Here is a 24,158-nt window from a genome sequence, read left to right on the forward strand (position 1 = left end):
AGAACGCCGCGCCGCAGGTCCAGCCGCCGGCCCCGGCTCAGCCGCGAGCCCAGCCTCAGGCCCAGCCCCCGGCCCGGCCCGAACCCCAGCCGCAGCCGCAACCCCAGGCAGGGCCGCAGTCCCAGCCGCTGCCGCAGTCCTCGGCGCCCTGGGCCGCCCAGGTGCACGACCTGGCCCGGCAGGGGCAGCGACCGGAGCCGAGGCGGGGGCAGGACCGGGGCCGGGGCCAGATCCCCGGCCGGATCCCCGGCCAGGGACCAGGGCCGGGGAACGCCGCCGCTGATCTCGTCGTGCCCTGGCGGCCCCCGGCCGCCGACCCGTTCGGGAGCGCGCTGAGCCAGGAGCGGCCCGGCGGCCTGCTCCGCCGGTTCGCCGCCCGGGTGATCGACACCGTCGTCACGGCCGCCGTGGTGGGCTCCGCCGCCGTACCGCTCGGGTCGGCGGCCTACCAGCACGCCAAGGACAAGGTGGACGCGGCGCGGCTGACCGGGCGGACCGTCAAGGTGTGGCTGATCGACGGCACCACCGGGGTACAGCTCGGCGCGGTGCTGGTGGTGGCCATCGGGGCCGGTCTGCTGCTGGAGGTGCTGCCCACCGTCAAGTGGGGCCGCACGGTGGGCAAGAAACTGGTCGGGCTGCGGGTGCTGGACGTCGAGTCCCAGCTGCCGCCGGGATTCGGGGCGAGCCTGCGCCGGTGGCTGACCCACGCCGTGCCGGACCTGCTGGTGATCGGCGTCGTCGGCCTGGCCTGGTGCCTGTTCGACCGGCCGTGGAAGCAGTGCCTGCACGACAAGGCGGCCCGCACCTTCGTCGCGGGCAGCTGACCGGCCGCGCCGCGCCCCCGGTAGCCCGAACGGGTCTCGCGGCGGGCGGCCACCGTGCCGCCGGGGTTGACTCGGCACATGAGTACCGACCAGCCGGGCCAAGGACCTCCTGACGACCCGTTCGGCGAGCGGCGCGGTGACGGCGGCGACCGGCAGCCCGGCGGTGACGGCGGTGCGTTCGGTGACGGGCCGTACGGTGCTCCGCCGCGCGGCCGGGGCGGACCGCAGGGACCGGGCGGGGAGGGCCGCGGTCCGTACGAGCAGGACCCCTGGGGCCGGGGCCCCTCCGGGCAGCCCCCCGGCGATCAGGGCCAGGACGACCGGAATCCGTACGGGCACAATCCCTACTCCGGCCGCCCGCGGGGCTCCGGGCCCGATCCGATGGCCGGCATGCCCCCGGCGGCCGCCACCGGCAAGCGCGTGCTGGCCCGGATCATCGACATCGTCATCGTGCTGCTGCCCGCCTACCTGCTGGACTGGGGGATCGCCAGCGTGCAGAACGGCAGCGCGACCCTGGGCCGGTCGGCGGTCGGCGGGGTGTTCGCGGCCGGCCTGGGCTACCTCTACGAGTTCTATACGACCAGGTCGAGCGGCCAGACCGTCGGCAAGAAGATGATGGCCATCAGGACGGCGATGCTCTCCGACGGCAGCGTGCCCACGCAGACGGCGTCGGCGGTCCGCGCGGGAGTGCTGTGGGTGCCGGTCTTCTTCTGCTCCTTCGTGTGGTTCCTGATCATCGGCCTGACGGTGATCTTCGACCGGCCGTACCGGCAGGGAGTGCAGGACCGGCTGGCCAAGACCGTGGTGGTCGAGATCGCCTGACCGGCCCGCCGGGTCGCGCCCGGGTCCGGCCCGGGCCAGGTCACCCGATCGGGGGTGGGACCCGGCGGCGGAGCCCGCTCTGTACGGTTCACTCGAATGGCTGATTTACTCAACAGCCATGACCGCTGACCTGCCCCCCGGGACGCCGCCCCTGGCCACCCTCGGCAATCGCTTCCTGGCCCGGGTGATCGACACGTTCGTCCTGATCGTGATCGATCTGCTGCTGGGCGCCGCCATCGCCGGCCCGGCCTCGCCCGGCGACTTCAGCCACAACGAGGACGTGCTGCTGGGCGCGCTGGTGTTCGTGCTGTACTTCGCCTACGAGGGCGGCATGCTGTCCGCCCGCGGCCAGACGCTGGGCAAGATGCTGCTGGGGATACGGGTGGTGCTGCTGGCGGACGGCGCGGCCCCGGCCGGGGCCGGCTGGGCGCGGGCCGCGGTCTACGCGCTGCCGGGCGTGCTGCTGGTGGTGGTGATCGGCCCGCTGTACTGGCTGCTCAACGTGCTGTGGTGCACCTGGGACCGCCCCTACCGGCAGTGCCTGCACGACAAGGCGGCCAAGACCGTGGTCGTGGCCGCCCGCTGATATCGGTGCCCGGCGCCTCAGCGCCGCAGCGAGTGCTCGCCCACCCGGTGTTCGGCCGCGCCGCCCCGCAGCCGGGTCCGCGGCACCGAGGCCAGGGAACCCAGCGACGCGGCCGACGCCCGGGTGGCGGCGGACCGCGCCGAGGCGGCCCGGGCGGCCGCCTTGCGGCGCTGCGCCGTGACAGCGGCCGCGACGAGCAGTCCGAGCACCATGCCGCCCGCCGCGACGGCCGCCACCGCGGGCCCCGAGCGGGCACCGGACAGCAGCAGCGTCAGGAAGGTGAACAGCACGACGGTCGATAATCCGGAGGCGACTTGCGCGTTCGTAGGACGTGGCATCGGAGGAATCCGTCCTCGGTACGTCGAAGCGGGGGCACGCTGACGGGTGGCTCAGGGGCTGCGGACGACGCTCAGCAGTACCGCGCTCCACGGCTGTTCGGCGACCGACAGGTGTCTCGGGGGCTTACCGGATGACTCTACGGTTCGGCATGCCCTGCCCCGGCGCCGGGTAAGCACGGCCTAACCTCCGGCGCGGTGCACGCGGGGGGCGCACAGGGGGTCGCACGCTTGACCGATCGACGGCCGTGCGCCCAGCCGGTGGTGACGGTGTGTCCGCTGCGGGACGCGGTGAAATCGGCAAACGTACTGGTGTGCCATGAGCAAGTCAAGATCTGGTTTTTCCTGTGCCACTCCGATGCAATGGCCTTTCCCAAGGGGAGGTCAAAAGATCTTGAAAACTCAGCGGAGGATACCCAGAACCGCCGCCCTCGCCATCGCGACAGCCGTATTGGGGCTACCCGCGGTCACCACCGCGGGGGCGCACGCGGCGACTCCGGCGGCGGACCGCGCGCAGCCCGCGCCGGCGGCGGGGCACGACCCGGCGACCAGCCAGGCGCACAACCTGCCGGGGCCGTTCAGCAAGCAGCAGTCGGCGGAACGTTCCGCCGCCCTTCAGCAGGTCGTCTCCGGTGACGCCGCCGTCCAGCAGCGCGGCGGCTCACAGGTGGTGCAACTCAGCGGCAGCAAGGGCAAGAAGGGCAAGTACGTCGAACTGAGCCGGGAGAAGACCGACAAGATCTTCACCATCCTGGCCGAGTTCGGCGACTCGGTGGACAGCACCAGCAGCTACGACCCGGACGGGCCGGACGGCCCCGAACCCCCCGCGCCCAAGTACGGCGGCGACCCCGGCCCGGCGCACAACACCATCGCCAAGCCGGATCCGAAGACCAACAACAGCACCGCCTGGCAGGCCGATTTTAACCAGCAGCACTTCCAGGACCTGTACTTCTCGCACGCGGCGGGCAAGGAATCGCTGGCCAAGTACTACGAGAAGCAGTCCTCGGGCCGCTACTCGGTCGACGGCGAGGTCTCCGCCTGGGTCAAGGTCCCCTGGAACGAGGCCCGTTACGGCTCCAACTACTGCGGCTCCACCGTCTGCTCCAACGCCTGGGACCTGATCCGCGACGCCACCACCGCCTATGTGGCCGATCAGCAGGCCCAGGGCCGTACCGACGCGCAGATCGCGTCCGACCTGTCGGCGTACGACCAGTGGGACCGCTACGACTACGACGGCGACGGCAACTTCAACGAGCCCGACGGCTACATCGACCACTTCCAGATCGTGCACGCCGGCGAGGACGAATCGGCCGGCGGCGGCGTCCAGGGCGAGGACGCGCTGTGGGCGCACCGCTGGTACGCCTACGGCACCGACGCCGGCCGGACCGGACCGGCCGGCGACAAGGCCGGCGGCACCCAGATCGGCGACACCGGCATCTGGGTCGGCGACTACACCCTGCAGCCGGAGAACGGCGGCCTCGGCGTCTTCGCCCACGAGTACGGGCACGACCTGGGCCTGCCGGACGAGTACGACACCACCGGCGCCGGCGAGTCCGGTGTGGCCTACTGGTCGCTGATGTCCGACGGCTCCTGGCTCGGCACCGGCAAGAACGCGATCGGCGACCTGCCCGGCGACATGAGCGCCTGGGACAAGCTGCAGCTGGGCTGGCTGAACTACGGCACCGCCCAGGCCGCGAAGAAGTCCACCACCAAGCTGGGGGTGGCCGCGTACAACACCGCCGACAAGCAGGCGCTGATCGTGCAGCTGCCCGACAAGACGGTCACCACCGACGTCGTCACGCCCGCCGAAGGCGCCCAGCAGTGGTGGAGCGGCAGCGGCGACAACCTGTCCAACACGCTGACCCGCCCGGTCGACCTCACCGGCGCCACCACCGCGTCCTTGGACCTCAAGGGCTGGTGGGACATCGAGGAGAACTACGACTACCTCTACACCGAGGTCTCCACCGACGGCGGCGCGAGCTGGACGGCCCTGGACGGCACCGCCGACAGCAAGGCCATCCCGCGCGACGGCGGCGGCACCCCGGCCCTGACCGGCACCACCGCCGCCTACCAGGACCTGTCCTTCCCGCTGGACGCCTACGCGGGCCGGCAGATCCAGCTGCGCTTCCGCTACCTCACCGACGGCGGGGTGGCGCAGAAGGGCTTCGCGGCCGACGCGATCACCGTCACCGCCGACGGCACCGCCGTGCTGAGCGACGGCGCCGAGAGCGGCGACAACGGCTGGACCGCCGACGGCTTCTCCCGGATCGGCGCGTCGATCACCGACGACTACCCCGAGTACTACATCGCGGAGAACCGCCAGTACGTCAGCTACGACACCACGCTGAAGACCGGCCCGTACAACTTCGGCTGGACGAGCACCAAGCCGGACTGGGTCGAGCACTACCCCTACCAGAACGGTCTGCTGATCTGGCTGTGGGACACCTCACAGGCCGACAACAACGTCGGGATCCACCCGGGCGCGGGCGAGATCCTGCCGGTCGACGCGCACGCCAAGCCGGAGAAGTGGTCCAGCGGCAAGGTCATCCGCAACCGGCTGCAGTCCTACGACTCGCCGTTCAGCTGGTACCCGACCGACGGTTTCACGCTGCACGACGACGGGGTCGCGGCCCGGATCAGCCCCAAGCTCGGCTCGCCGGTCTTCGACGACCACTACGGCTCGTACTGGAGCAGCGGCAACCCGACCGGCAGTGTCCAGGTGCCCGACACCAACACCCGGATCACGATCCTGGGCGAGCCGCTGGACGGCAGCACGCTGACCGTACAGGTCGGTCCCGCCCACCGGTGATTATCAGCACATAGCGTCTGACCTGCGACGATGCCAGGTCCGGCTGTCGCCCTCTGGTGGGCGGCGGCCGGACCGCTGATGATGTGGGCATGGCCGCTGGCGGATTCATCAGACTCCCGGGTGGCAAGGTCGTCGTCGCACTGCGCCTGCCCCACCCGTCCTGTACGGACTACCCCGTGCGGGTGGTGGTGCATGCCCTGAACCGGCAGCGCGCCCTTACCCGGCTCAGCAACCTGGGCTTTCGCGGTTGCCGGCTCAGCGGGAACGCCGAGCCGCCGACCCCCGACGAGGTCACTGCGGTGCTGCACCATCCGGACGGCCTGATCTGGCGCGAGTGCGGCGCCGCCACGGCCGAGCTCTGGCACCCGATCTCGTCCCTGGACCGGGTCGCGGCGGGCTGAGCCGGTCCGGCGCCCCGCCAGCGCGGTCAGCCGGTCTGCGCGGGCGTCCCGGTCAGCACCACGCCGGCCGCCCGCAGCTCGGCCAGCGCCCGCTCGGTGGTGGCGGCGGCCACCCCCGCGGTCAGGTCGAGCAGCACCCGGGTGGTGAAGCCCTCCCGGGCCGCGTCCAGCGCGGTGGCCCGCACACAGTGGTCGGTGGCGATGCCCACCACGTCCACCTCGGTGACGTCCCGGTCCCGCAGCCAGCCGGCGAGCCCCTCGCCGTTCTCGTCGTGCCCCTCGAAGCCGCTGTAGACCCCGTGGTACTCGCCCTTGTCGAAGACCGCGTCCACCGCGCCCGAGGCGACCGCGGGCGCGAAATTCGGATGGAAGCCGCCGCCCTCGGTGCCGGCCAGGCAGTGCACGGGCCAGCTGGTCTCGAAGTCCGGGGTGGGCGAGAAGTGCGGGCCGGGGTTGATGTGGTGGTCCCGGGTGGCCACCACGTGGCGGTACGCGCCTGCGGACGCGCCGATCAGGTCGGTGATCGCGGCGGCGACATCGGCTCCGCCGGCCACCGCGAGGCTGCCGCCCTCGCAGAAGTCGTTCTGCACGTCGATGACGAGGAGTGCGCGGTGCATGCTGCCCTTCCGGCGGATGGGTGGGGCCGGGGGTGGGCCCCCGAGTACCCCCGAGGGTAGGCGGTCCTCCCGGCCGGGCACCCCTTCGGGGTGCATCCGCTCGGGATCCTCGGCGCGGCGCCGTCGTGGTTGCCCGCGCAGTTCCCCGCGCCCCTTCGGGCCGGGGACCCCCTGGGCGGGTGGATTCGCGCGGTGCTGTTGTGGTTGCCCGCGCAGTTCCCCGCGCCCCTTGGGCGGGGGACCCCCTGCGTGGGTGGGTTCGCGCGGGGCCGTTGTGGTTGCTGGCGCAGTTCCCCGCGCCCCTTGGGGCGGGGACCCCCTGGGCGGGTGGGTTCGCGCGGGGCCGTCGTGGTTGCTGGCGCAGTTCCCCGCGCCCCTTGGGGCGCGGGGAACGGGCCGGGGGCTGGCCCGGAGGGGGCTAGCGCATTTCTACGGGGAGGGCCGGCTCGCCGCGGGAGAGTTGGGTGGCGGACAGGGGGAGGGCGGCCCGGGCCGCGATGTGGCGGCTGCGGGGGGTGTCGAGGGGCTCGCGGGCCAGGACGTGGCCGGCGCGGACGAGGGGGACGAGGAGCTGGCGGTCGGCGAGGTCGGCGGGGATCGGGCCGCTGCCGATCACCTCCGCTTCGGCGATGCCGTCCGCGTCGAGTCGCCGGGCCGCCCACTTGCGGCCGCCGACGCTGGTCTTGCCGCCGAGCGCCTTCTTCGCGACCGGGACCAGCGGCGCGTCCGCCGCGTCGGAGGCCGCGCGGGCCACCAGCTTGTAGACCATCGAGCACGTCGGGTGCCCGCTGCCGGTCACCAGCGACGTACCGACCCCGTAGGCGTCCACCGGGGCGGCGGCCAGTGAGGCGATCGCGTATTCGTCCAGGTCCGAGGTGACCACGATCCGGGTGCCGGTCGCGCCGAGGTCGTCCAGCTGCTGGCGGACCCGGTGGGCGAGCAGCAGCAGGTCGCCGGAGTCGATCCGGACCGCGCCCAGCTCGGGGCCGGCCACCTCCACCGCGGTGCGCACCGCGGCGGCCACGTCGTAGGTGTCCACCAGCAGGGTGGTGTCGCGGCCCAGTGATGCGACCTGGGCGGTGAAGGCGTCCCGTTCGGTGTCGTGCACCAGGGTGAAGGCGTGCGCGCTGGTGCCGATGGTGGGCAGCCCGTAGCGGAAGCCGGCCGCGAGGTTGGAGGAGGAGCGGAAGCCGCCGATGTAGGCGGCGCGCGAGGCGGCCACCGCGGCCAGTTCGTGGGTGCGGCGGGCGCCCATCTCCATCAGCGGCCGGCCGCCGGCCGCGACCGCCATCCGGGAGGCGGCGGCGGCGATCGCCGAATCGTGGTTGAGGATCGACAGCACCACCGTCTCCAGCATCACCGCCTCGGCGAAGGTGCCCTCGACCCGCAGGATCGGTGAGCCGGGGAAGTAGACCTCGCCCTCCGGGTAGCCCCAGATGTCGCCGCCGAAGCGGTAGTTCGCCAGCCACTCCAAGGTGGTGTCGTCCACCACCGATTCGCGGGCCAGGAAGTCCAGTACCGGCCCGTCGAAGCGGAAGTTCTCCACCGCGTCCAGCACCCGGCCGGTGCCGGCCACCACGCCGTAGCGGCGGCCTTCGGGCAGCCGTCGGGTGAAGGTCTCGAAGACGGAGTGGCGGTGGGCGGCGCCGCTGCGCAGGGCCGCCTGGAGCATGGTCAGCTCGTAGCGGTCGGTGAACAGGGCGGTGGACGGCACGTCCACCGGCAGTCCCAGGTCTGCTGTGCTCATGGCCAGGATGCTACCCCTCATCTCGTCAAAGTGACGAGATCTCGGGCGTGTGGGCGCCCTCACATGTGCGCCCTCGCCGGTGCGCCACCCGGGGCACCCCTCCCACCCGCCCATTTGTGCGACGTGCCCGGGGAGCGGCAGCATGGGACCCGTGAGTGTCGCACCTGTCGAGATCGAACGACCCGAGTCGAGCGAAGCGCCGTTCCAGGTTCCCGAGCCGGACGTTCCGTGGGTGACCCTCGTGCACAACGACCCCGTGAATCTGATGAGCTATGTGACGTATGTCTTCCAGACGTACTTCGGCTACTCGAAGAGCAAGGCCACCAAACTGATGAAGGACGTCCACCACAAGGGGCGCGCGGTCGTCTCCAGCGGGACCCGCGAGGAGATGGAACGCGACGTCCAGGCGATGCACGGCTACGGCCTGTGGGCGACCTTGTCGCAGGACCGCTGATGGCCCGCCGCCGCGCCCGCCTCGGGGTCTTCGAACCGGTCCGCGGCGGAGGCGCCGCGATCACGCTGGACGAGGTGGAGATCTCGATCCTGCGCAGCCTGCTGGTCTCGCTGCTGGAGCTGATCGGCCCCGGCGAGCCGCCGCCCGGCGAGGACGACGACCCGCTGGCCGCGCTCTTCGCCGAGGGTCCCAGCAAGCCGCCGGAGGACCCGGCGCTGGCCCGGCTCTTCCCGGACGCCTACGAGAAGACCGAGGACGCCTCGGACTTCCGCCGCTTCACCGAGAACGACCTGCGGACCCGTAAGCGGGACGACGCGCTGGCCATGGTCCGCACCCTCGACCTCGGCGGCCCGGTGGTCCGGCTGAGCGCCGACCAGTCCCGGCAGTGGCTGGGCGCGCTCAACGACCTGCGGCTGACCCTCGGCGCCCGGCTGGAGGTCGGCGAGGGCGACGAGGACGGCAGCAGCGAGCTCTACGCGCTGCCGGACGACGACGAGCGCAAGCCGCTGGTGATGGCCTATCTGTGGCTGGGCGGCCTGCAGGAGTCGCTGGTCGAGACGCTGATGAAGTAGCTCCGGGCAGATCATCCGACCGGCGGCGGGCGCCGGTGCGTCGGAAACCGGCGACCGTGGTACGTATCCGCCTATGACGGACATGACGGGCGAATCCGACGGTGTCGAGACCGGAGCCGGCCCCGACACCGGCCCGGGCCCGGAAATCGGCCCCGAAATCGGCCCCGAAACCGGCCCCGAAACCGGGCCGGAAACCGGCCCCGGGCCCGGTCCGGGCGTCGCGGAGGGCTACGCCCGCGGGCTGGGCAGCCGGCAGATCCAGATGATCGCGATCGGCGGCGCCATCGGCACCGGCCTCTTCCTCGGCGCCGGCCGGGCCATCCACCAGGCCGGCCCGAGCCTGATCCTGATGTACGCGATCGCCGGCGCGGTCATCTTCGTCATCATGCGGGCACTGGGCGAACTGCTCACCTACCGACCGGTGGCCGGCTCCTTCGCCGACTACGCCCGCGAGTTCCTGGGCCCCTTCGCCGGCTACCTGACCGGCTGGACCTACTGGCTGATGTGGGTGGTCACCGGCATGGCCGAGGTGACCGCGGCGTCCACCTACCTCGCCTACTGGTGGCCGGCCGTGCCGCAGTGGCTGGCCGCGCTCGCCTTCCTGGCCGCGCTGCTGATCGCCAATCTGGCCTCGGTGCGGCTGTTCGGCGAGGTCGAGTTCTGGCTGTCGATGATCAAGGTGACCGCGATCCTCGGCATGATCCTGATCGGGGTGGGCGTCCTCACCCTCGGGGTGTCGGCGGCCGGCCGCACCGCGTCGGTCACCCATCTGTGGGCCGACGGCGGGGTGTTCCCGCACGGGATCGGCAGCTCGCTGATGACCCTGCAGATCGTGATGTTCGCCTATGTGGCGGTGGAACTGGTCGGCGTCACGGCCGGCGAGGCGCAGAACCCGCGCGAGACCCTGCCCAAGGCGATCAACACCCTGCCCTGGCGGATCGTGCTGTTCTACGTGGGCGCGCTCGCGGTCATCCTGTGCGTGGTGTCCTGGACCCGATTCCAGCCGGGCGTCAGCCCGTTCGTGGCCGCCTTCGCCGTCATCGGCATCCCTTTCGGCGCCGGCATCGTCAACTTCGTGGTGCTGTCGGCGGCGCTGTCCTCCTGCAACTCGGGGATGTACTCCACCGGCCGGATGCTGCGCGACCTGGCCGCCAACGGCCAGGGCCCCCAGGTGTTCAACCGGCTCACCGCCCGCCGCACCCCGGCGCTGGGGACCTGCGTGTCGGTGGCGGTGATGAGCACCGGGGTGTGGCTCAACTACGCAGACCCGGCAGGCGCGTTCACCTACATCACGGCCTTCGCCACAGTGGCCGGGGTGTGGACCTGGGGCGTCATCCTGGCCGCGCACATCCGCTACCGGGCCGCCGTCCGGGCCGGGCGGGCCGCGCCGGCCTGGTTCGCCGCCCCGGGCGGCGCCGCCGCGAGCTGGTGCGCGCTGGCCTTCCTGTGCCTGGTCGTGGTGCTGATCGGCGCCGACGCCGCGGCCCGGGTCTCGCTCTACGGAGCGCCGGTCTGGTTCGCGCTGCTGCTGGCCGGCTACCCGGTGATGAAGCGCCGCAACCCCGCCGCCTTCACCCGCCGCCCGCACCTCGCGCCGCCGCCCCCACCGCCGCCGCCCGCCCCCGAAGCCGCCTCCGACGCGGCCTCCCTGTGACGCGGCGGTCCCTGTTACGTTGCCCGCATGCTCACCATCACCCAGGACCTGTACGACGCGATCGTCGCCCATGCCCGCGCCGACCACCCCGACGAGGCGTGCGGGATTGTGGCGGGCCCGGAGGGCAGCGACCGCCCCGAGCGGTTCGTCCCGATGCTGAACGCGGCCCGCTCGCCGACCTTCTACGAGTTCGACTCCACCGATCTGCTCAAGCTCTACCGGGACCTGGACGACCGGGACGAGGAGCCGGTGGTCGTCTACCACTCGCACACCGCGACCGAGGCGTACCCCTCCCGTACGGACATCTCCTACGCCAACGAGCCCGGCGCGCACTACGTGCTGGTCTCCACCGCGGCGGAGTTCCAGTTCCGCTCCTTCCGCATCGTGGACGGCGCCGTCACCGAGGAGCCGGTGACCGTGGTGCCGGCCTACGTCTGAGCCCCGGTCCCACCTGCTGACCTCTGATGTTCCGGATGATGGGACAGCCGTCCCGGCCCGCGAGCGGGAATCGATACGATGACCGCATGGTTCTGTTCGACGTGAGCGATACGGCGCCGGGCACTGTGCTCGTGGCGCGGCTGCACGTCGACCTGTGCCGCCGCACCGCGGCCGCCAGTACGCGCGCCTGATCGATCCGGTACCGCCGCACCCGCAACCGCCACCGTCTTCGTACGCACTCACAGGAGCGCAGTCATGGCCATCGAGGTCCGCATCCCGACCATCCTCCGCACCTACACCGACGGCGAGAAGGCCGTCGTGGGCACGGGGAGCACGCTGGACGAGCTGTTCACCGACCTCGACGCCCGGCACGCCGGACTGCGCGACCGGGTGGTGGACGGCGGCGAGCTGCGCCGCTTCGTGAACGTCTACCTGAACGACGAGGACGTCCGGTTCCTGGACGGCATCTCCACCCGGCTGGCCGACGGCGACAACGTGACGATCCTCCCGGCCGTGGCCGGCGGTATGCGCTGATGCGCTACGACCATCCGCTGGCCGCCGTCGGCAACACCCCGCTGGTCCGGCTGCCGCGCCTGTCGCCCTCCGCCGAGGTGAGCGTGTGGGCGAAACTGGAGGACCGCAACCCGACCGGCTCCATCAAGGACCGTCCGGCGCTGGCCATGGTCGAGCGGGCCGAGGCCGACGGGACACTCACCCCCGGCTGCACCATCTTGGAGCCGACCTCCGGCAACACCGGCATCTCGCTGGCGATGGCCGCCCGGCTCAAGGGCTACCGGATCGTCTGCGTGATGCCCGAGAACACCTCGCAGGAGCGCCGGCGGCTGCTGGCCATGTGGGGCGCCGAGATCATCTCCTCGCCCGCGGCCGGCGGCTCCAACACCGCGGTCAAGGTCGCCAAGGAACTGGCCGCCGAGCACCCCGACTGGGTGATGCTCTACCAGTACGGCAACCCGGCCAACACCGCCGCCCACTACTCCGGCACCGGCCCGGAGATCCTGGCCGACCTGCCCACCATCACCCACTTCGTGGCCGGCCTGGGCACCACTGGCACCCTGATGGGCGTCGGCCGCTACCTGCGCGAGAAAGTGCCCGGCGTCACCATCGTCGCCGCCGAACCGCGCTACGACGACGTGGTGTACGGGCTGCGCAACCTCGACGAGGGCTTCGTCCCGGAGCTGTACGACGCCGCTGTGCTCAGCACCCGCTTCTCGGTGGGCTCCGCCGACGCGGTCCGCCGCACCCGTGAACTCCTGCAGCAGGAAGGCATCTTCGCCGGTGTGTCGACCGGCGCGGCGCTGCACGCGGCGCTCGGCGTGGCGAACAAGGCGCTGCGCGCTGGCGAGCGGGCCGACGTGGTGTTCGTCGTCGCCGACGGTGGCTGGAAATACCTGTCCACCGGCATATACACCGCCGAGTCCACCGAGGCCGCAGTGGAGCAACTCCACGGCCAGCTCTGGGCCTAGAGCCCGTCCGGCGGCAAGAAAACCGCCGCCGCCGCGTTTGAGGACCCCACCGGGCCGCCGGGCCGTCGAACTCAGCCCGGTGGCCCCCTCGCGCACCCCCCGGACTGGTGATTCCGCCCACAACCGGGCGCCGTAACGGAGCATGGGGCGCACGGCGCGCTTACCCTTCGAATACAGGCGGTCCTTCCCGCCACCCCCCACCCGGGCCGGCTTGGGGCGATGCGGCGCGCCCACGGAGGTGTTTCCCGAGATGTTGCTCACCGTCGTCGGCTGCTCGGGCTCGTTCCCATCCGCGGACTCGGCCTGCTCCAGCTACCTCGTCGAGGCCGACGGCTTCCGGCTGCTGATCGACATGGGCAACGGCGCCCTGGGCGAACTGCAGCGCCACATCGGGCTCTACGACCTGGACGCGGTGCTCCTCAGCCATCTGCACGCCGACCACTGCATCGACATGTGCGGCTACTTCGTGGCGCGCTACTACCGGCACGACGGCGGCCCCGCCTCGGCCGTCCCGGTCTACGGCCCGGTCGGCACCGAGCGCCGGCTGAACATCGCCTACGGCGACGTGCCGGACGAGAAGTGCATGAGCGAGGTCTTCGACTTCCGCACCCTGGAACCCGGGTCCTTCCGGCTGGGCCCGCTCACCATCACCGCGGCCCTAGTCAGCCACCCGGTCGAGGCGTACGGCTTCCGGATCGAGCACGAGGGCAGCACGCTGGCGTACTCGGGCGACACCGGGCCCTGCGAGTCCTTGCAGGGGCTCGCCGAGGGGGCGGACCTCTTCTTGTGCGAGGCGTCCTTCACCTACGGCAAGGAAGACATCCCCGATCTGCACCTCAACGGCCGGGAGGCCGGCCAGGCCGCGACCCGGGCCGGCGCCGAGCGCCTGGTGCTCACCCACATCCCGCCGTGGACCAACCCGGCGGTCAACCTCCGCGACGCGCAAGCGACGTTCGACGGACCGGTCGAGCTGGCGAAGGCCGGGGCGGTCTACGAGATCTGACTGGCGGCTCGTCAGGGCCCGGGACCACCACGGTGGTTCCGGGCTTTCGTGCGTCCACCGCCCGCGACGGCGGCTCAAGGGTACGTTACCGTGACATAACGGACCCGCCGGTGGGTCAGCGACTCAGGAGACACAGATGGCCAGCAAGGCTGAGAAGATCGTCGCCGGGCTCGGCGGACTCGACAACATCGAACAGGTCGAGGGCTGCATCACCCGGCTGCGCACCGAAGTCCGCGACCCGGGCCTGGTCGACGAGGCCGCCCTGAAGGCCGCGGGCGCGCACGGCGTGGTCAAAATGGGCGCGGCGATCCAGGTGGTCATCGGCACGGACGCGGACCCGATCGCGACGGACATCGAGTCCATGCTCTGAGCCCGGGCGGCGCCTTCCGGCCCCCGGTCCACCTCTCCGCGCCCTGCACGGGCAGGGGGCGCATCCGCGCCCGGAGGGTCTTCGCCGGCGAGCCTTCGGCACCGGCAGTGCGGCGGGACGCCCGCAAGCAATGTCCGCGCACCGCGGGGTGGGCCCGGTGGGCCCGGGGCGCGGACGGATTCGGGGTGGGCCGGGAGTCGTCCGCGCGGGAGGCGGTCGGGGGCGGTTCGGAGGGCGCGGACATGGTGGTGGGCCCGGGGCGGGGACGGGTTCGGGGTGGGGCGGGGGGTGTAGGTGAGCGCGGGCGCGGGGGAGGCTCACCCGGATAGGCTCAGCGCATGTCACGATTCGACGGCCGCACCCCCGACCAGCTCCGCCCCATCAGCATCGAGCGGGGCTGGAGCAAGCACGCCGAAGGCTCCGTCCTGGTCTCCTTCGGGGACACCCGCGTGCTGTGCACCGCCAGCGCCACCCAGGGTGTGCCGCGATGGCGCAAGGGCAGCGGGGAGGGCTGGGTCACCGCCGAGTACTCGATGCTGCCGCGGGCCACCAACGACCGCAACGACCGCGAGTCCGTGCGCGGCAAGATCGGTGGCCGCACCCACGAGATCTCCCGGCTGATCGGCCGCTCGCTGCGGGCCGTCATCGACTACAAGGCACTCGGCGAGAACACCGTCGTGCTGGACTGCGACGTGCTGCAGGCCGACGGCGGCACCCGTACCGCCGCGATCACCGGCGCGTATGTCGCCCTGGTCGACGCCGTGGCGTACATGCAGGCCAACCACTTCTTCAAGGCGAAGGCCCAGCCGATCACCGGCAGCGTCGCCGCGGTCAGCGTCGGCATCGTGGGCGGCGTGCCGCTGCTGGACCTCGCCTACGAGGAGGACGTCAAGGCCGAGACCGACATGAACGTGGTCTGCACCGGCGACGGCCGTTTCGTCGAGGTCCAGGGCACCGCCGAGGGCGCCCCCTTCGACCGTGCCGAGCTCGACGCGCTGCTGGAGCTGGCCTCGGCCGGCTGCGTGGATCTGGCGCTCGCCCAGCAGCTCGCGCTGGCCGGCTAGCGGCGAAGGGACGATCCCGCCATGACCCCCCGCCTCGTCCTCGCCACCCGCAACGCCCACAAGGTCGTCGAACTGCGGGCGATCCTCGCCGAGACCGGCCTCGACGTCGAGCTGGTCGGCGCCGACACGTACCCCGATATCCCCGATGTGAAGGAGACCGGCGTCACCTTCGCCGAGAACGCGCTGCTCAAGGCCCGCACGCTGGCCGACGCGACCGGGCTGCCGGCCGTCGCCGACGACTCGGGGCTGTGCGTGGACGTGCTCGGCGGCGCCCCCGGCATCTTCTCCGCCCGCTGGGCCGGCACGCACGGCGACGACGCCGCCAATCTGGCGCTGCTGCTGGCGCAGCTCGGCGACATCGACGACCCGCACCGCGCCGCCCACTTCGCCTGCGCCGCCGCCCTCGCGCTGCCGGGCGGCACCGAGCGCGTGGCCGAAGGCCGTCTGCGGGGCACCCTGCGCCGGATCCCCACCGGCACCAACGGCTTCGGCTACGACCCGATCCTCCAGCCGGACGGCGACACCCGGACCTGCGCCGAGCTGTCCCCGGACGAGAAGAACGCCATCAGCCACCGCGGCAAGGCCTTCCGCGCGCTGGCCGCGAGCGTGGCCGAACTCGTCCGCTGACCGTCCCCGGACCCCGGAATCCCCGGGATCTGGAGCACGCCGGGACCCGGGCACGCCGAAGGCCCGCCCTCATCCGCAGGGCGGGCCTTCGAACCCGTGCGGCCGGTGGGACTCGAACCCACACGGGGTTTCCCCCACTGGGACCTAAACCCAGCTCGGCTGCCAATTACGACACGGCCGCGCAGCACTCTCATGCTAGCGACCCCGCCCGCCGGCGGTCAGCCGGATATCCCCTCCGGGACTCCCCTCCGGGGCGGGGCAGCACGGGCGCGAACGGCGCGTGTCAGATGCCCATGTCGCGGATGAGCTTGGCCACGTGGCCGGTCGCCTTGACGTTGTAGAAGGCCTGCTCGACGCGGCCCGAGCCGTCCACGATGACGGTGGAGCGGATCACGCCCATCACCGGCTTCCCGTAGTTCATCTTCTCGCCGAACGCTCCGTAGCAGGTCAGCGTGTACTTGTCGGGGTCGGCGAGGAGGGTGACCTTCAGCGATTCCTTCTCCCGGAACTGCGCCAGCCGCTCCGGCGTGTCGGGCGAGATCCCGACCACGTCGTAGCCGGCACCGGTCAGCATTTCGAGGTTGTCGGTGAAGTCGCAGGCCTGCGTGGTGCAGCCGGGGGTCATCGCCGCTGGGAAGAAATAGACGATGACCTTGCGCCCCCGGTAGTCGGCCAGCGAGTGGGGCTCGCCGTCGGCGTCGGGGAGGGTGAAGGGAGGGGCGAGGTCACCGGGGGAGAGGCGATCGGACATGGGTTGGCTCCTCTGACGAACGGGGTGCCGACGAGGCGCGTGCCGCGTCGTACTGACAGACTGTCCGAACGCTACCTAATTCGGTGAGGGAGGCAGTGCGTGTCGGAGGTTGCCAGGACGCCCGCTCAGATCGAGGCGGAGATCGCTCGCCGCCGGCAGGATCTCGCGGCGACGCTCGACGAACTCGCGGTACGGGTCCACCCCGCGACGATCGCCCGGGACACCAAGGCCAAGGCGGTCTCCGCGCTGGACCGGACGGTCGGTCAGGCCTATGTCGCGGCCAACCGCGCACTGACGCGGGCCCGGGCCGAGTTCGTCACCGAGGACGGCAGCCCGCGCCCCGAGCGCATCGTGCCGGTCGCGGTGGCGGCGGTGCTGCTCGTCGGCGTGGTGGCCGGTCTCTCGGCGCGGCGGCGCCGCCGGTAACGTCGTCGTCGTGAGTTCCAAGAGCGAGCACGACAAACTGCCCATCCGCATGCTGCACGACCGGGTCCTCGTGCGGCAGGAGGGCGGCGAGGGCGAGCGCCGCAGCGGCGGCGGCATCCTGATCCCCGCGACCGCCGCCGTCGGCAAGCGGCTGGCCTGGGCCGAGGTCGTCGCGGTCGGCCAGAACGTACGCACTGTCGAGGTCGGCGACCGGGTGCTGTACGACCCCGAGGACCGGGCGGAGGTCGAGGTGCGCGGGATCGCGTACGTCCTGATGCGCGAGCGCGATCTGCACGCGGTCGCCGCCGAGCGCCTCGAAGGCGGCGACGACTCCACCGGGCTCTACCTCTAGCCGCGGTCGGCAGCCCGCAGCCCGCGGCCCGCAGTCGGGGGCCCCGGCGCGGCGGCGCCGGGGCCGGGCGGGCTCGGGTCAGCCGCCGCCGCTGGTCCCGTTCACACTCCCGTTCCCCGTGCCGCCCGTGGTGCCGCCGCTGCCGCCTCCCTTGGTCGGTCCGCCGCCCGGCCCCGGACCGCCCGTGCCGCCGCCGGTCAGCCCGCCGATCGGATTCAGCGTCTGCGTGTCGGTCGGCGTGGGCGGGGGCGTCGCGGTGTCCGTCGGCGTCGGCTCGGTGCTCGGGTCGGCCGGCGGCGTGCTCGGCGGCTGGGTGGTCTGCGGCGGCTGCGTGGTTCCGGTCGGCGGCTGGGTGGTCTGCGGCGGCTCGGTGGTCGCGGTGGTGGGCGGTTCGGTGCTGGGCGGCGGCTTCTGGGCGCCGTCCGCCAGGGTGAGGGCGAAGTTCTGCCGGGGCACGCCGCTGAGCGCGTCACCGGTGTACTGCGCCCACACGGCGCCGGGCGGGCCGCCGCCGTTCATCCGTCCGCCGCCCAGCGCGCCGGTCAGCGACTCCTGGGCGCCGGTGTCCGGATTCATGCCGAGCACCGCCACGACCGTGGCCAGCTTCGGGGTGTAGCCGGCGAACCAGGCCGCCTTGTCGTTCTCCGCGGTACCGGTCTTCGCCGCCGAGGGCCAGCCCGAGTTCCGCGCGGCCGCGGCCGTGCCGTTGGCGCTGTTCACCACGCTGCGCAGCACTGAGGTGGTGGTGTCCGCGGCCGTCCGCGGCACCGCCTGCACCGGGCGCCGGGCGGGCAGGGACAGGTCGCTGCCGTCCTTGCTGACCTTGACCACCAGCGTGTACGGGATCTCCTTGCCGTGATCGGCCAGCGTCGCGTACATCTGCGCCATGTCCAGCGGGCTGGCGCTCGGCGTACCGAAGGCGCCCAGCGCCATGGCCGGCGTCTTGGGGATGTCCACCGAGTCCGGCATCCCCAGGTCGTGGGCGGTGTCTATCACTTTGGACGTCCCGACGTCCTGCGCCATCTGCGCGAAGACCGCGTTCACCGACTGGTCCATCGCCCGGGTGACGGTGATGTGCCCGGGTGAGGCCCCGTCCTCGTTGCCCGGCGCGTAGCCGACCGGCCCGTTCGGGCCCTGTACCGGCCGGTGGTTGGTGCCGTCGTAGACGGTGTTGGGCGTGATCGTCTCGCCGTCCTGGGTCTGCGAGTCGTTCTGCACCGCCGAGGTCAGGATCACCGGCTTGAAGGTCGAGCCCGGCTGGTAGGTGGAGTTGGTGGCGCTGCTCACGTACTGCTTGGTGTAGTCGATCCCCCCGTAGAGGGCCACGACATCGCTGGTGGCCGGGTCGATGGAGACCCCGCCGGCCCGCACGTAGGAGTCGGCCTTGGTGTTGCCGCGCTTGTTGTAGACGTTGTCCTCGGCGGCCTGGACGAGGGCGTCCTCCTTGGGCTTCTGGATGGTGGTGACGATCCGGTAGCCGCCCGCCGCCAGTGCGTCGCTGTCGACGATGTGGTGGTCGGTGAGGTAGCGGTTGACCGCCTCGATGATGTAGCCGCGCTGGCCGGCCTTGCTGGCTATCGGCTTCGGTTTGCCGATCTTCGGGAAGGTGGTGGCGTTGCGCTGCGAGGCGGTGAGCCAGCCCTCCTTGACCATGCCGTTCAGCACGTAGTTCCAGCGGCCCTCGGCGGCCGGCGCGTTCTCCGGGTGCGCGGCCAGGTCGTACTCGCTGGGCGCGTTGAGCAGCGTGGCCAGATAGGCGCCCTCGGCGGTGGTCAGGTCGGCCGCGTCCTTGTTGAAGTACGCCTGGGCCGCCGCCTGGATGCCGTACGCGTTGCGTCCGTAGTAGCTGGTGTTGAGGTAGCCCTCCAGGATCTGGCTCTTGGTCTCGTTGCGATCCAGCTTGATCGCGATGAAGAATTCCTTGACCTTGCGGCTCGCGGTCTGGTTCTGGTTCAGGTAGTAGTTCTTCACGTACTGCTGGGTGATGGTCGAGCCGGACTGCTTGCCCTTGCCGGTCGCGGTGTTCCAGGCGGCGCGGAGCATCGACTTGGGGCTCACCGCGGACTCGTGGTAGAAGTTCCGGTCCTCGGCCGACAGCACCGCGTGCTGGGTGCTCTTGGCCACCTCGCTGAGCGGCACGTTCTGCCGGTTGACCGCCCCGTCCCGGGACAGCTCGGTCTTGCCGTCGGCGTAGAGGTAGACGTTGTTCTGCGCGACCGCCGCCGCGTTCGCGTCCGGGATCGACACCAGGGCGTAGCCGACGAAGAAGGCGCCGATCAGCAGCGCCGCCCCGGTCAGTACGAGGGTCACGGTCGTCTTGAACGACGGCAGCACCCGGCGCAGCCCGGTCCGCCGGGTGCGCTCCTCGCGGTCGGCCGGGGCCGGGCGGGGCGCCCAGCCGGCTTGCGTACCCATGCTCGGCACATCACTCATGTCTAGTGGGACTCCTCCGCCGCCGCCGAGGTTGGTCTGCGACGGAACATGGTGGACCAATCGTTACGTACGCTCCCGTACACGCGAAAAGCATCCAGTCAACACTGTCGCATCATCTGTCCCGGGACGGACCGATGGCACACATCCGTGACAGGGATGTGACAGGTAGTCCCGCACAGCTGCCCGCAGCCGCGCCCGCTCCGGGGCCCGGACTCACCCGAACGGGCGAAAACCGTTGGTGGCCGGCCGAGTGCCCGTACTAGGGTCAGCCGCTTGTGTGCCGGGCGCCGGCCGGTGACTCCGGACACCGGCCGCTGGTCGGTGATGGTGACGGTGACGGTCCCGCGGTGGTCCCGCGGCGGCGGAGGGGGTGCGGCGGCGGATGGGCGGTTTCTACGCGGCCGTGGTCGTCCGCGGCTTCCGGCGGTACGCCACCTACCGCGTCGCGACCGCCGCCGGGGTCTTCACCAACACCGTCTTCGGGCTGATCATCTCCTACAGCTACATCGCGCTGTGGGACCAGCGCCCGCACCTCGGCGGCTACAGCGAGTCCCAGGCGCTGACCTACGTCTGGGTCGGCCAGGGGGTGCTGATGACGATGGCGCTGATGGGCGGCGGCTTCGAGGACGAGCTGATGGAGCGGATCAGGTCCGGCGACATCGCGGTGGACCTCTACCGGCCGGCCGACCTGCAGGGCTGGTGGCTGGCGGCGGACCTCGGCCGGTCCGCCTTCCACCTGCTCGGGCGGGGAATCCTGCCGATGACCGTCGGATCCCTGCTCTTCGACCTGGCGCTGCCCGGCGATGTGCTGACCTGGGTGGTGTTCCTGGTGTCGATCACGCTGGGCGCCGTGGTGAGCTTCGCGCTGCGCTTCCTGGTGGCGCTCAGCGCCTTCTGGCTGCTGGACGGGGCCGGCGTCAGCCAGGTGGCCTGGCTGGCCGGACTGTTCTTCTCCGGGATGCTGCTGCCGCTGACGGTCTTCCCCGGCGCGCTGGGCGAGGTGGCGCGGGCGTTGCCCTGGTCGGCGATGCTCCAGGTGCCGGCCGATGTGCTGCTCGGGCGGCACCGGGGGAGCGGGGCGGTGCTCGCCCTGGCGTTCCAGGCGGGCTGGGCGGTGGTGCTGCTGGGCGCGGGGCGGCTGCTGCAGGCGGTCGCGACCCGTCGGGTGGTGGTGCAGGGTGGCTGAGTACGCAGAGTACGCGGACGGTCCGCCGGCGGTGCCCGCGGCCGCGCCGATTACCGGCGCCGGGCCGCACGCGCCGTGGCGGCACGCCCCCGACGGGCCGCACGGCCCCTGGCGGCGCGCCACCGAGTCGGTGCGCGCCTACCGGCTGATCGTCGCCATGTGGATCCGCTCGACCATGGCCTACCGCACGTCCTTCCTGCTCACCGCGTTCGGCAACTTCGCCGCCACCGCGCTGGACTTCGTCACCATCCTGCTGATGTTCTCGCACATCACCGTGCTGGGCGGCTTCACCCTGCCCGAGGTCGCCTTCCTCTACGGCACCTCCAGCACGTCCTTCGGCCTGGCCGACCTGGTGATGGGTTCCATGGACCGGCTCGGGCGCCGGGTCCGGGACGGCACGCTGGACACGCTGCTGCTGCGCCCGGTGCCGGTGCTCGCCCAGGTCGCCGCCGACCGCTTCGCGCTGCGCCGGCTCGGCCGCGTCACCCAGGGCCTGCTGGTGCTGGCCTGGTCGCTGGCCCGGCTGGACGTGGCCTGGACCCCGGTGAAGCTGCTGATGCTGCCGGTGATGCTGCTGTCCGGCGGAGCGCTGTTCAGCGCGGTCTTCGTGGGCGGCGCCGCCTTCCAGTTCTGGGCCAACGACGCCGCGGAGGTGCAGAGTTCGGTCACGTACGGCGGCAACACGATGCTCCAGTACCCGCCGAACATCTTCGCCCGCGACCTGGTGCGCGGGGTCACCTTCGTGGTGCCGCTCGCCTTCGTCAACTGGCTGCCCGCGCTGTACGTGCTGGGTGAGCCCGATCCTCTCGGCCTGCCCGCCTGGGTGGACTTCGCCTCGCCGGCCGTGGCGCTGCTGTGCTGCGCGCTGGCGGGCCTGGCCTGGCGCGCGGGCCTTCGTTCGTACCGCAGCACAGGGAGCTGATGCAGTGATGAGCGCCGAGCCCGTACCGTCCGCCGACCCCGTTCGACCCGGCCCACCTGTCCCACCCGTCCTCCCCGTCCTCCCCGGCGAACCGGTGGGGGCGCCGGCGTCCCGGTCCGCGCCGGTGCCCGCCACCGAGGCCGTCATCGAACTCGACGACGTACGCAAGGTGTTCGACGTACGCCGCCGGACGGGCCCGCTGCGCCGCGAACGCCACCAGGTGCGGGCGGTCGACGGCATCTCCTTCAGCGTGCCGCGCGGCGAGATCGTCGGCTACATCGGGCCCAACGGCGCCGGCAAGTCCACCACCATCAAGATGCTCACCGGCATCCTGAATCCCAGCGGCGGCCGCATCCGCGTCTGCGGGATCGACCCCACCCGTGAACGCGCCCGGCTGGCCCGCCGGATCGGCGTCGTCTTCGGCCAACGCACCACGCTGTGGTGGGATCTGCCGCTGCGCGACTCGTACGAGCTGGTACGGCGGATGTACCGGATCGAGGACGCCCGCTACGCCGCCAACCTGCGGGCCTGCGTCGAACTCCTCGACCTCGGGCCTTTGCTGGACGTCCCCGTCCGGCAGCTGTCCCTCGGCCAGCGGATGCGCGGCGACATCGCGGCGGCGCTGCTGCACGACCCCGAGGTGCTGTACCTGGACGAGCCCACCATCGGGCTGGACGTGGTCAGCAAGGCCCGAGTCCGGGAATTCCTGCGGGACTTCAACGCCGAACGCGGCACCACGATCCTGCTCACCACGCACGACCTCACCGACATCGAGACGCTGTGCCGCCGGGTGATGGTCATCGACCACGGCCGGGTCATGTACGACGGCGAGTTGCGCGGCCTGCACGCGATCGGCGACAGCGAACGCACCCTGGTGGTCGACTTCGCGCACGAACTCCCCCCGGTCCAGGTGGACGGCGCCCGCTGCGTCAAGGTCGAGGGCCCCCGCCAGTGGCTCGCCTTCCCGGCCGCGGCCAGCGCCGCCCCGCTGGTCGCGGCCGTCGCCGCCACGTATCCCCTGGTGGACCTGTCGGTACGCGAGCCCGCCATCGAGGAGGTCATCTCCCGGATGTACGGCGAGACCCGCTAGCCCGGACAGGGCCTAGAACGGTCGCGCTGCTCTGCCGGCCGGATCAGAGGTGCGGGTGCGGGTACTGCTCGGCGCGGTGCTGGAAGGCGAGGATCTTGGGGTTCTGGACGACGCCGGCCCGGATCTCGATCGAGCGCCGGACGGTGTCGTCGCCGTCCCAGCCGTCGTCGCCTTCGAGGACCGGCCGCAGATACGGCAGGAGCGCCTCGCTGATCTCCCAGGTCGCCGAATTCCACAGGTAGGACGGGCTGTGGTCGACCCCGTAGTACGCGATGTGGTCGCCGACGGTGAACATCGGCTCGCTGAAGGTGGTGGGGCGGGCCCAGGCGAATCCCATGCCCTCGTCGCAGGACACGTCGATGATCAGCGTGCCGGGCGCCAGCGCCGGCAGGTCCTCGTCTATCAGGAACATCAGCGGCGCGTCGGTGTCCTGGAGCACGCAGTTGACGATGATGTCGTGTTCGGCGAGGAACTCGGCCAGCGGCTGCGGGCCGTCCTCGGTGAGGGCGACGCTGCGCCGCGGGTCGAGGGTGTCGTCGGCCTCGTCGTGGTCGAAGTGCACGATGCGGGCCGAGTGGATCGGCGAGCTGACCGCCGTCACCCCGCGGGCGGTGAGGATGTCCACGTCGTGCACGCCCAGCGCGCTGAGCGCGGTCACCGCGCCCCGGGCGGTCGCCCCGAAGCCGATCACCACCGCGCGCTGCCGCCGCCCGTAGTCGCCGGTCACCCCGGTCAGCTGCATGGCGTGCAGCACCGAGGAGTAGCCGGCCAGCTCGTTGTTCTTGTGGAAGACGTGCAGATTGAACGAGCCCTGGCGGGTCCAGTGGTTCATCGCCTCGAACGCGATCAGGGTCAGCCGCCGGTCGATCGCGGTCTGCGTGACCTTCTCGTCCTGCACGCAGTGCGGCCACCCCCACAGCACCTGTCCCTCGCGGAGCTCCGCGAGATCCTCGTGCAGCGGTTTGGCGAGCAGGATCACGTCGCTCTGCGCGATCAGCTCCTCGCGGGAGCGGAAGCCGCCGACCAGGGGTGCGAGCTGATGGTCCGGGACACCGAAGTGTTCTCCGTAGCCGGTCTCGAGGTAGATGCTGGGCTGGAGGTCGGCGTCGATGCGCTCGAAGTGCGCCGGGTGGATCGGCAGACGCCGTTCGTTCTCTTTACGGGTCCGCGCCATGATTCCGAGCTTGAGCT

25 protein-coding genes, 1 tRNA gene and 1 pseudogene are annotated in these 24,158 nt (G+C 71.9%); 20 read left to right on the plus strand and 7 right to left on the minus strand.

The features are described from left to right. From GA0115240_RS37550 to GA0115240_RS00685, 3 genes are all read left to right on the plus strand, one after another. On the plus strand, nucleotides 1–824 hold an 824-nt coding region (locus tag GA0115240_RS37550; RefSeq protein ID WP_141708670.1), incomplete at its 5' end, for an RDD family protein. Nucleotides 825–902: 78 nt separating this feature from the next. Further along, nucleotides 903–1,646: an RDD family protein gene (locus tag GA0115240_RS00680; protein WP_093734678.1), complete on the plus strand. Its 744-nt coding sequence runs from the start codon at nucleotides 903–905 to the stop codon at nucleotides 1,644–1,646. A gap of 118 nt (nucleotides 1,647–1,764) precedes the next feature. After that, nucleotides 1,765–2,232, plus strand: coding sequence for an RDD family protein (locus tag GA0115240_RS00685; RefSeq protein ID WP_093734679.1), 468 nt, complete (start codon nucleotides 1,765–1,767; stop codon nucleotides 2,230–2,232). A 17-nt stretch (nucleotides 2,233–2,249) separates the two neighbouring features. On the opposite strand, the gene GA0115240_RS00690 is transcribed toward GA0115240_RS00685, so the two are convergent. Then, the gene (locus GA0115240_RS00690) at nucleotides 2,250–2,570 is read right to left on the minus strand and encodes a hypothetical protein (protein ID WP_093734680.1); all 321 of its coding nucleotides are present in this window, start codon (nucleotides 2,568–2,570) and stop codon (nucleotides 2,250–2,252) included. 355 nt (nucleotides 2,571–2,925) lie between these two features. On the opposite strand from GA0115240_RS00690, the gene GA0115240_RS00695 reads away from it, so the two are divergent. After that, nucleotides 2,926–5,376, plus strand: a complete 2,451-nt coding sequence (locus tag GA0115240_RS00695) for an immune inhibitor A domain-containing protein (protein WP_093734681.1) — start codon at nucleotides 2,926–2,928, stop codon at nucleotides 5,374–5,376. Nucleotides 5,377–5,465: 89 nt separating this feature from the next. Further along, the gene (locus tag GA0115240_RS00700) at nucleotides 5,466–5,777 is read left to right on the plus strand and encodes a hypothetical protein (protein WP_093734682.1); all 312 of its coding nucleotides are present in this window, start codon (nucleotides 5,466–5,468) and stop codon (nucleotides 5,775–5,777) included. A gap of 26 nt (nucleotides 5,778–5,803) precedes the next feature. On the opposite strand, the gene GA0115240_RS00705 is transcribed toward GA0115240_RS00700, so the two are convergent. Beyond that, complete coding sequence (locus tag GA0115240_RS00705) at nucleotides 5,804–6,394, minus strand: isochorismatase family protein (RefSeq protein ID WP_093734683.1); 591 nt, start codon at nucleotides 6,392–6,394, stop codon at nucleotides 5,804–5,806. Between the two features lie 418 nt (nucleotides 6,395–6,812). Beyond that, nucleotides 6,813–8,141, minus strand: a complete 1,329-nt coding sequence (locus tag GA0115240_RS00710; RefSeq protein ID WP_093734684.1) for a nicotinate phosphoribosyltransferase — start codon at nucleotides 8,139–8,141, stop codon at nucleotides 6,813–6,815. Between the two features lie 142 nt (nucleotides 8,142–8,283). Here GA0115240_RS00710 and clpS point away from each other — a divergent pair, with 142 nt between their 5' ends. The 10 genes and pseudogenes from clpS to rdgB all read left to right on the plus strand — a co-directional run bounded on the left by clpS (nucleotide 8,284) and on the right by rdgB (nucleotide 15,807). Continuing rightward, nucleotides 8,284–8,595 carry an ATP-dependent Clp protease adapter ClpS gene (clpS, locus tag GA0115240_RS00715; RefSeq protein ID WP_093734685.1) on the plus strand — a complete coding sequence of 104 codons (312 nt, stop codon included), beginning with the start codon at nucleotides 8,284–8,286 and terminating at the stop codon, nucleotides 8,593–8,595. Then, nucleotides 8,595–9,167: a DUF2017 domain-containing protein gene (locus GA0115240_RS00720; RefSeq protein ID WP_093734686.1), complete on the plus strand. Its 573-nt coding sequence runs from the start codon at nucleotides 8,595–8,597 to the stop codon at nucleotides 9,165–9,167. Before clpS ends, GA0115240_RS00720 begins: the two co-directional genes overlap by 1 nt. A 262-nt stretch (nucleotides 9,168–9,429) precedes the next feature. Next, nucleotides 9,430–10,821, plus strand: a complete 1,392-nt coding sequence (locus tag GA0115240_RS00725; RefSeq protein WP_237554496.1) for an amino acid permease — start codon at nucleotides 9,430–9,432, stop codon at nucleotides 10,819–10,821. A 27-nt stretch (nucleotides 10,822–10,848) separates the two neighbouring features. Continuing rightward, nucleotides 10,849–11,259: a Mov34/MPN/PAD-1 family protein gene (locus GA0115240_RS00730; protein WP_093734687.1), complete on the plus strand. Its 411-nt coding sequence runs from the start codon at nucleotides 10,849–10,851 to the stop codon at nucleotides 11,257–11,259. Nucleotides 11,260–11,514: 255 nt separating this feature from the next. Beyond that, the gene (locus GA0115240_RS00740) at nucleotides 11,515–11,793 is read left to right on the plus strand and encodes a MoaD/ThiS family protein (RefSeq protein ID WP_093734688.1); all 279 of its coding nucleotides are present in this window, start codon (nucleotides 11,515–11,517) and stop codon (nucleotides 11,791–11,793) included. After that, on the plus strand, nucleotides 11,793–12,743 hold the full coding sequence (locus GA0115240_RS00745; RefSeq protein WP_093734689.1) for a PLP-dependent cysteine synthase family protein: 951 nt from the start codon (nucleotides 11,793–11,795) through the stop codon (nucleotides 12,741–12,743). Before GA0115240_RS00740 ends, GA0115240_RS00745 begins: the two co-directional genes overlap by 1 nt. Nucleotides 12,744–12,993: 250 nt before the next feature. Continuing rightward, nucleotides 12,994–13,746, plus strand: coding sequence for an MBL fold metallo-hydrolase (locus GA0115240_RS00750; RefSeq protein ID WP_093734690.1), 753 nt, complete (start codon nucleotides 12,994–12,996; stop codon nucleotides 13,744–13,746). A 130-nt stretch (nucleotides 13,747–13,876) separates the two neighbouring features. Continuing rightward, a pseudogene (locus tag GA0115240_RS00755) lies at nucleotides 13,877–14,116 on the plus strand (glucose PTS transporter subunit EIIB); the annotation flags it as partial. A gap of 338 nt (nucleotides 14,117–14,454) precedes the next feature. Beyond that, complete coding sequence (gene rph / locus GA0115240_RS00760; RefSeq protein ID WP_093734692.1) at nucleotides 14,455–15,180, plus strand: ribonuclease PH; 726 nt, start codon at nucleotides 14,455–14,457, stop codon at nucleotides 15,178–15,180. Nucleotides 15,181–15,201: 21 nt separating this feature from the next. Then, complete coding sequence (rdgB, locus tag GA0115240_RS00765; RefSeq protein ID WP_093734693.1) at nucleotides 15,202–15,807, plus strand: RdgB/HAM1 family non-canonical purine NTP pyrophosphatase; 606 nt, start codon at nucleotides 15,202–15,204, stop codon at nucleotides 15,805–15,807. A gap of 97 nt (nucleotides 15,808–15,904) precedes the next feature. Here rdgB and GA0115240_RS00770 read toward each other — a convergent pair. Together GA0115240_RS00770 and bcp are read right to left on the minus strand one after the other, a co-directional pair. Beyond that, nucleotides 15,905–15,988 (minus strand) — tRNA-Leu (locus GA0115240_RS00770). 102 nt (nucleotides 15,989–16,090) lie between these two features. Continuing rightward, nucleotides 16,091–16,558, minus strand: coding sequence for a thioredoxin-dependent thiol peroxidase (gene bcp, locus GA0115240_RS00775; protein WP_093734694.1), 468 nt, complete (start codon nucleotides 16,556–16,558; stop codon nucleotides 16,091–16,093). A gap of 99 nt (nucleotides 16,559–16,657) precedes the next feature. Between bcp and GA0115240_RS00780 the strand changes: the two genes are divergently transcribed. Both GA0115240_RS00780 and GA0115240_RS00785 read left to right on the plus strand, forming a co-directional pair. Continuing rightward, complete coding sequence (locus tag GA0115240_RS00780; protein WP_093734695.1) at nucleotides 16,658–16,984, plus strand: DUF3618 domain-containing protein; 327 nt, start codon at nucleotides 16,658–16,660, stop codon at nucleotides 16,982–16,984. 49 nt (nucleotides 16,985–17,033) lie between these two features. Next, nucleotides 17,034–17,336 (plus strand): GroES family chaperonin, encoded by a 303-nt coding sequence (locus GA0115240_RS00785; RefSeq protein ID WP_093734709.1) that lies wholly within the window; start codon nucleotides 17,034–17,036, stop codon nucleotides 17,334–17,336. A 78-nt stretch (nucleotides 17,337–17,414) separates the two neighbouring features. On the opposite strand, the gene GA0115240_RS00790 is transcribed toward GA0115240_RS00785, so the two are convergent. Continuing rightward, entirely contained in the window at nucleotides 17,415–19,769 is a 2,355-nt protein-coding gene (locus tag GA0115240_RS00790) for a transglycosylase domain-containing protein (RefSeq protein WP_093734696.1), read from the minus strand. Between the two features lie 382 nt (nucleotides 19,770–20,151). Here GA0115240_RS00790 and GA0115240_RS00795 point away from each other — a divergent pair, with 382 nt between their 5' ends. From GA0115240_RS00795 to GA0115240_RS00805, 3 genes are all read left to right on the plus strand, one after another. Then, nucleotides 20,152–20,955 carry an ABC transporter permease gene (locus tag GA0115240_RS00795; RefSeq protein ID WP_093734697.1) on the plus strand — a complete coding sequence of 268 codons (804 nt, stop codon included), beginning with the start codon at nucleotides 20,152–20,154 and terminating at the stop codon, nucleotides 20,953–20,955. Nucleotides 20,956–21,085: 130 nt separating this feature from the next. Further along, complete coding sequence (locus GA0115240_RS00800; protein ID WP_256069380.1) at nucleotides 21,086–21,877, plus strand: ABC transporter permease; 792 nt, start codon at nucleotides 21,086–21,088, stop codon at nucleotides 21,875–21,877. Between the two features lie 7 nt (nucleotides 21,878–21,884). Beyond that, nucleotides 21,885–22,967 (plus strand): ABC transporter ATP-binding protein, encoded by a 1,083-nt coding sequence (locus GA0115240_RS00805; RefSeq protein ID WP_093734698.1) that lies wholly within the window; start codon nucleotides 21,885–21,887, stop codon nucleotides 22,965–22,967. Nucleotides 22,968–23,010: 43 nt separating this feature from the next. On the opposite strand, the gene GA0115240_RS00810 is transcribed toward GA0115240_RS00805, so the two are convergent. After that, nucleotides 23,011–24,141, minus strand: coding sequence for a N(5)-(carboxyethyl)ornithine synthase (locus tag GA0115240_RS00810; RefSeq protein ID WP_370673252.1), 1,131 nt, complete (start codon nucleotides 24,139–24,141; stop codon nucleotides 23,011–23,013). Nucleotides 24,142–24,158 lie beyond the last annotated feature (17 nt).

The sequence above is a fragment of the Streptomyces sp. DvalAA-14 genome (genome assembly GCF_900091855.1).
In the GTDB taxonomy this organism is placed as follows: Bacteria; Actinomycetota; Actinomycetes; order Streptomycetales; family Streptomycetaceae; genus Actinacidiphila.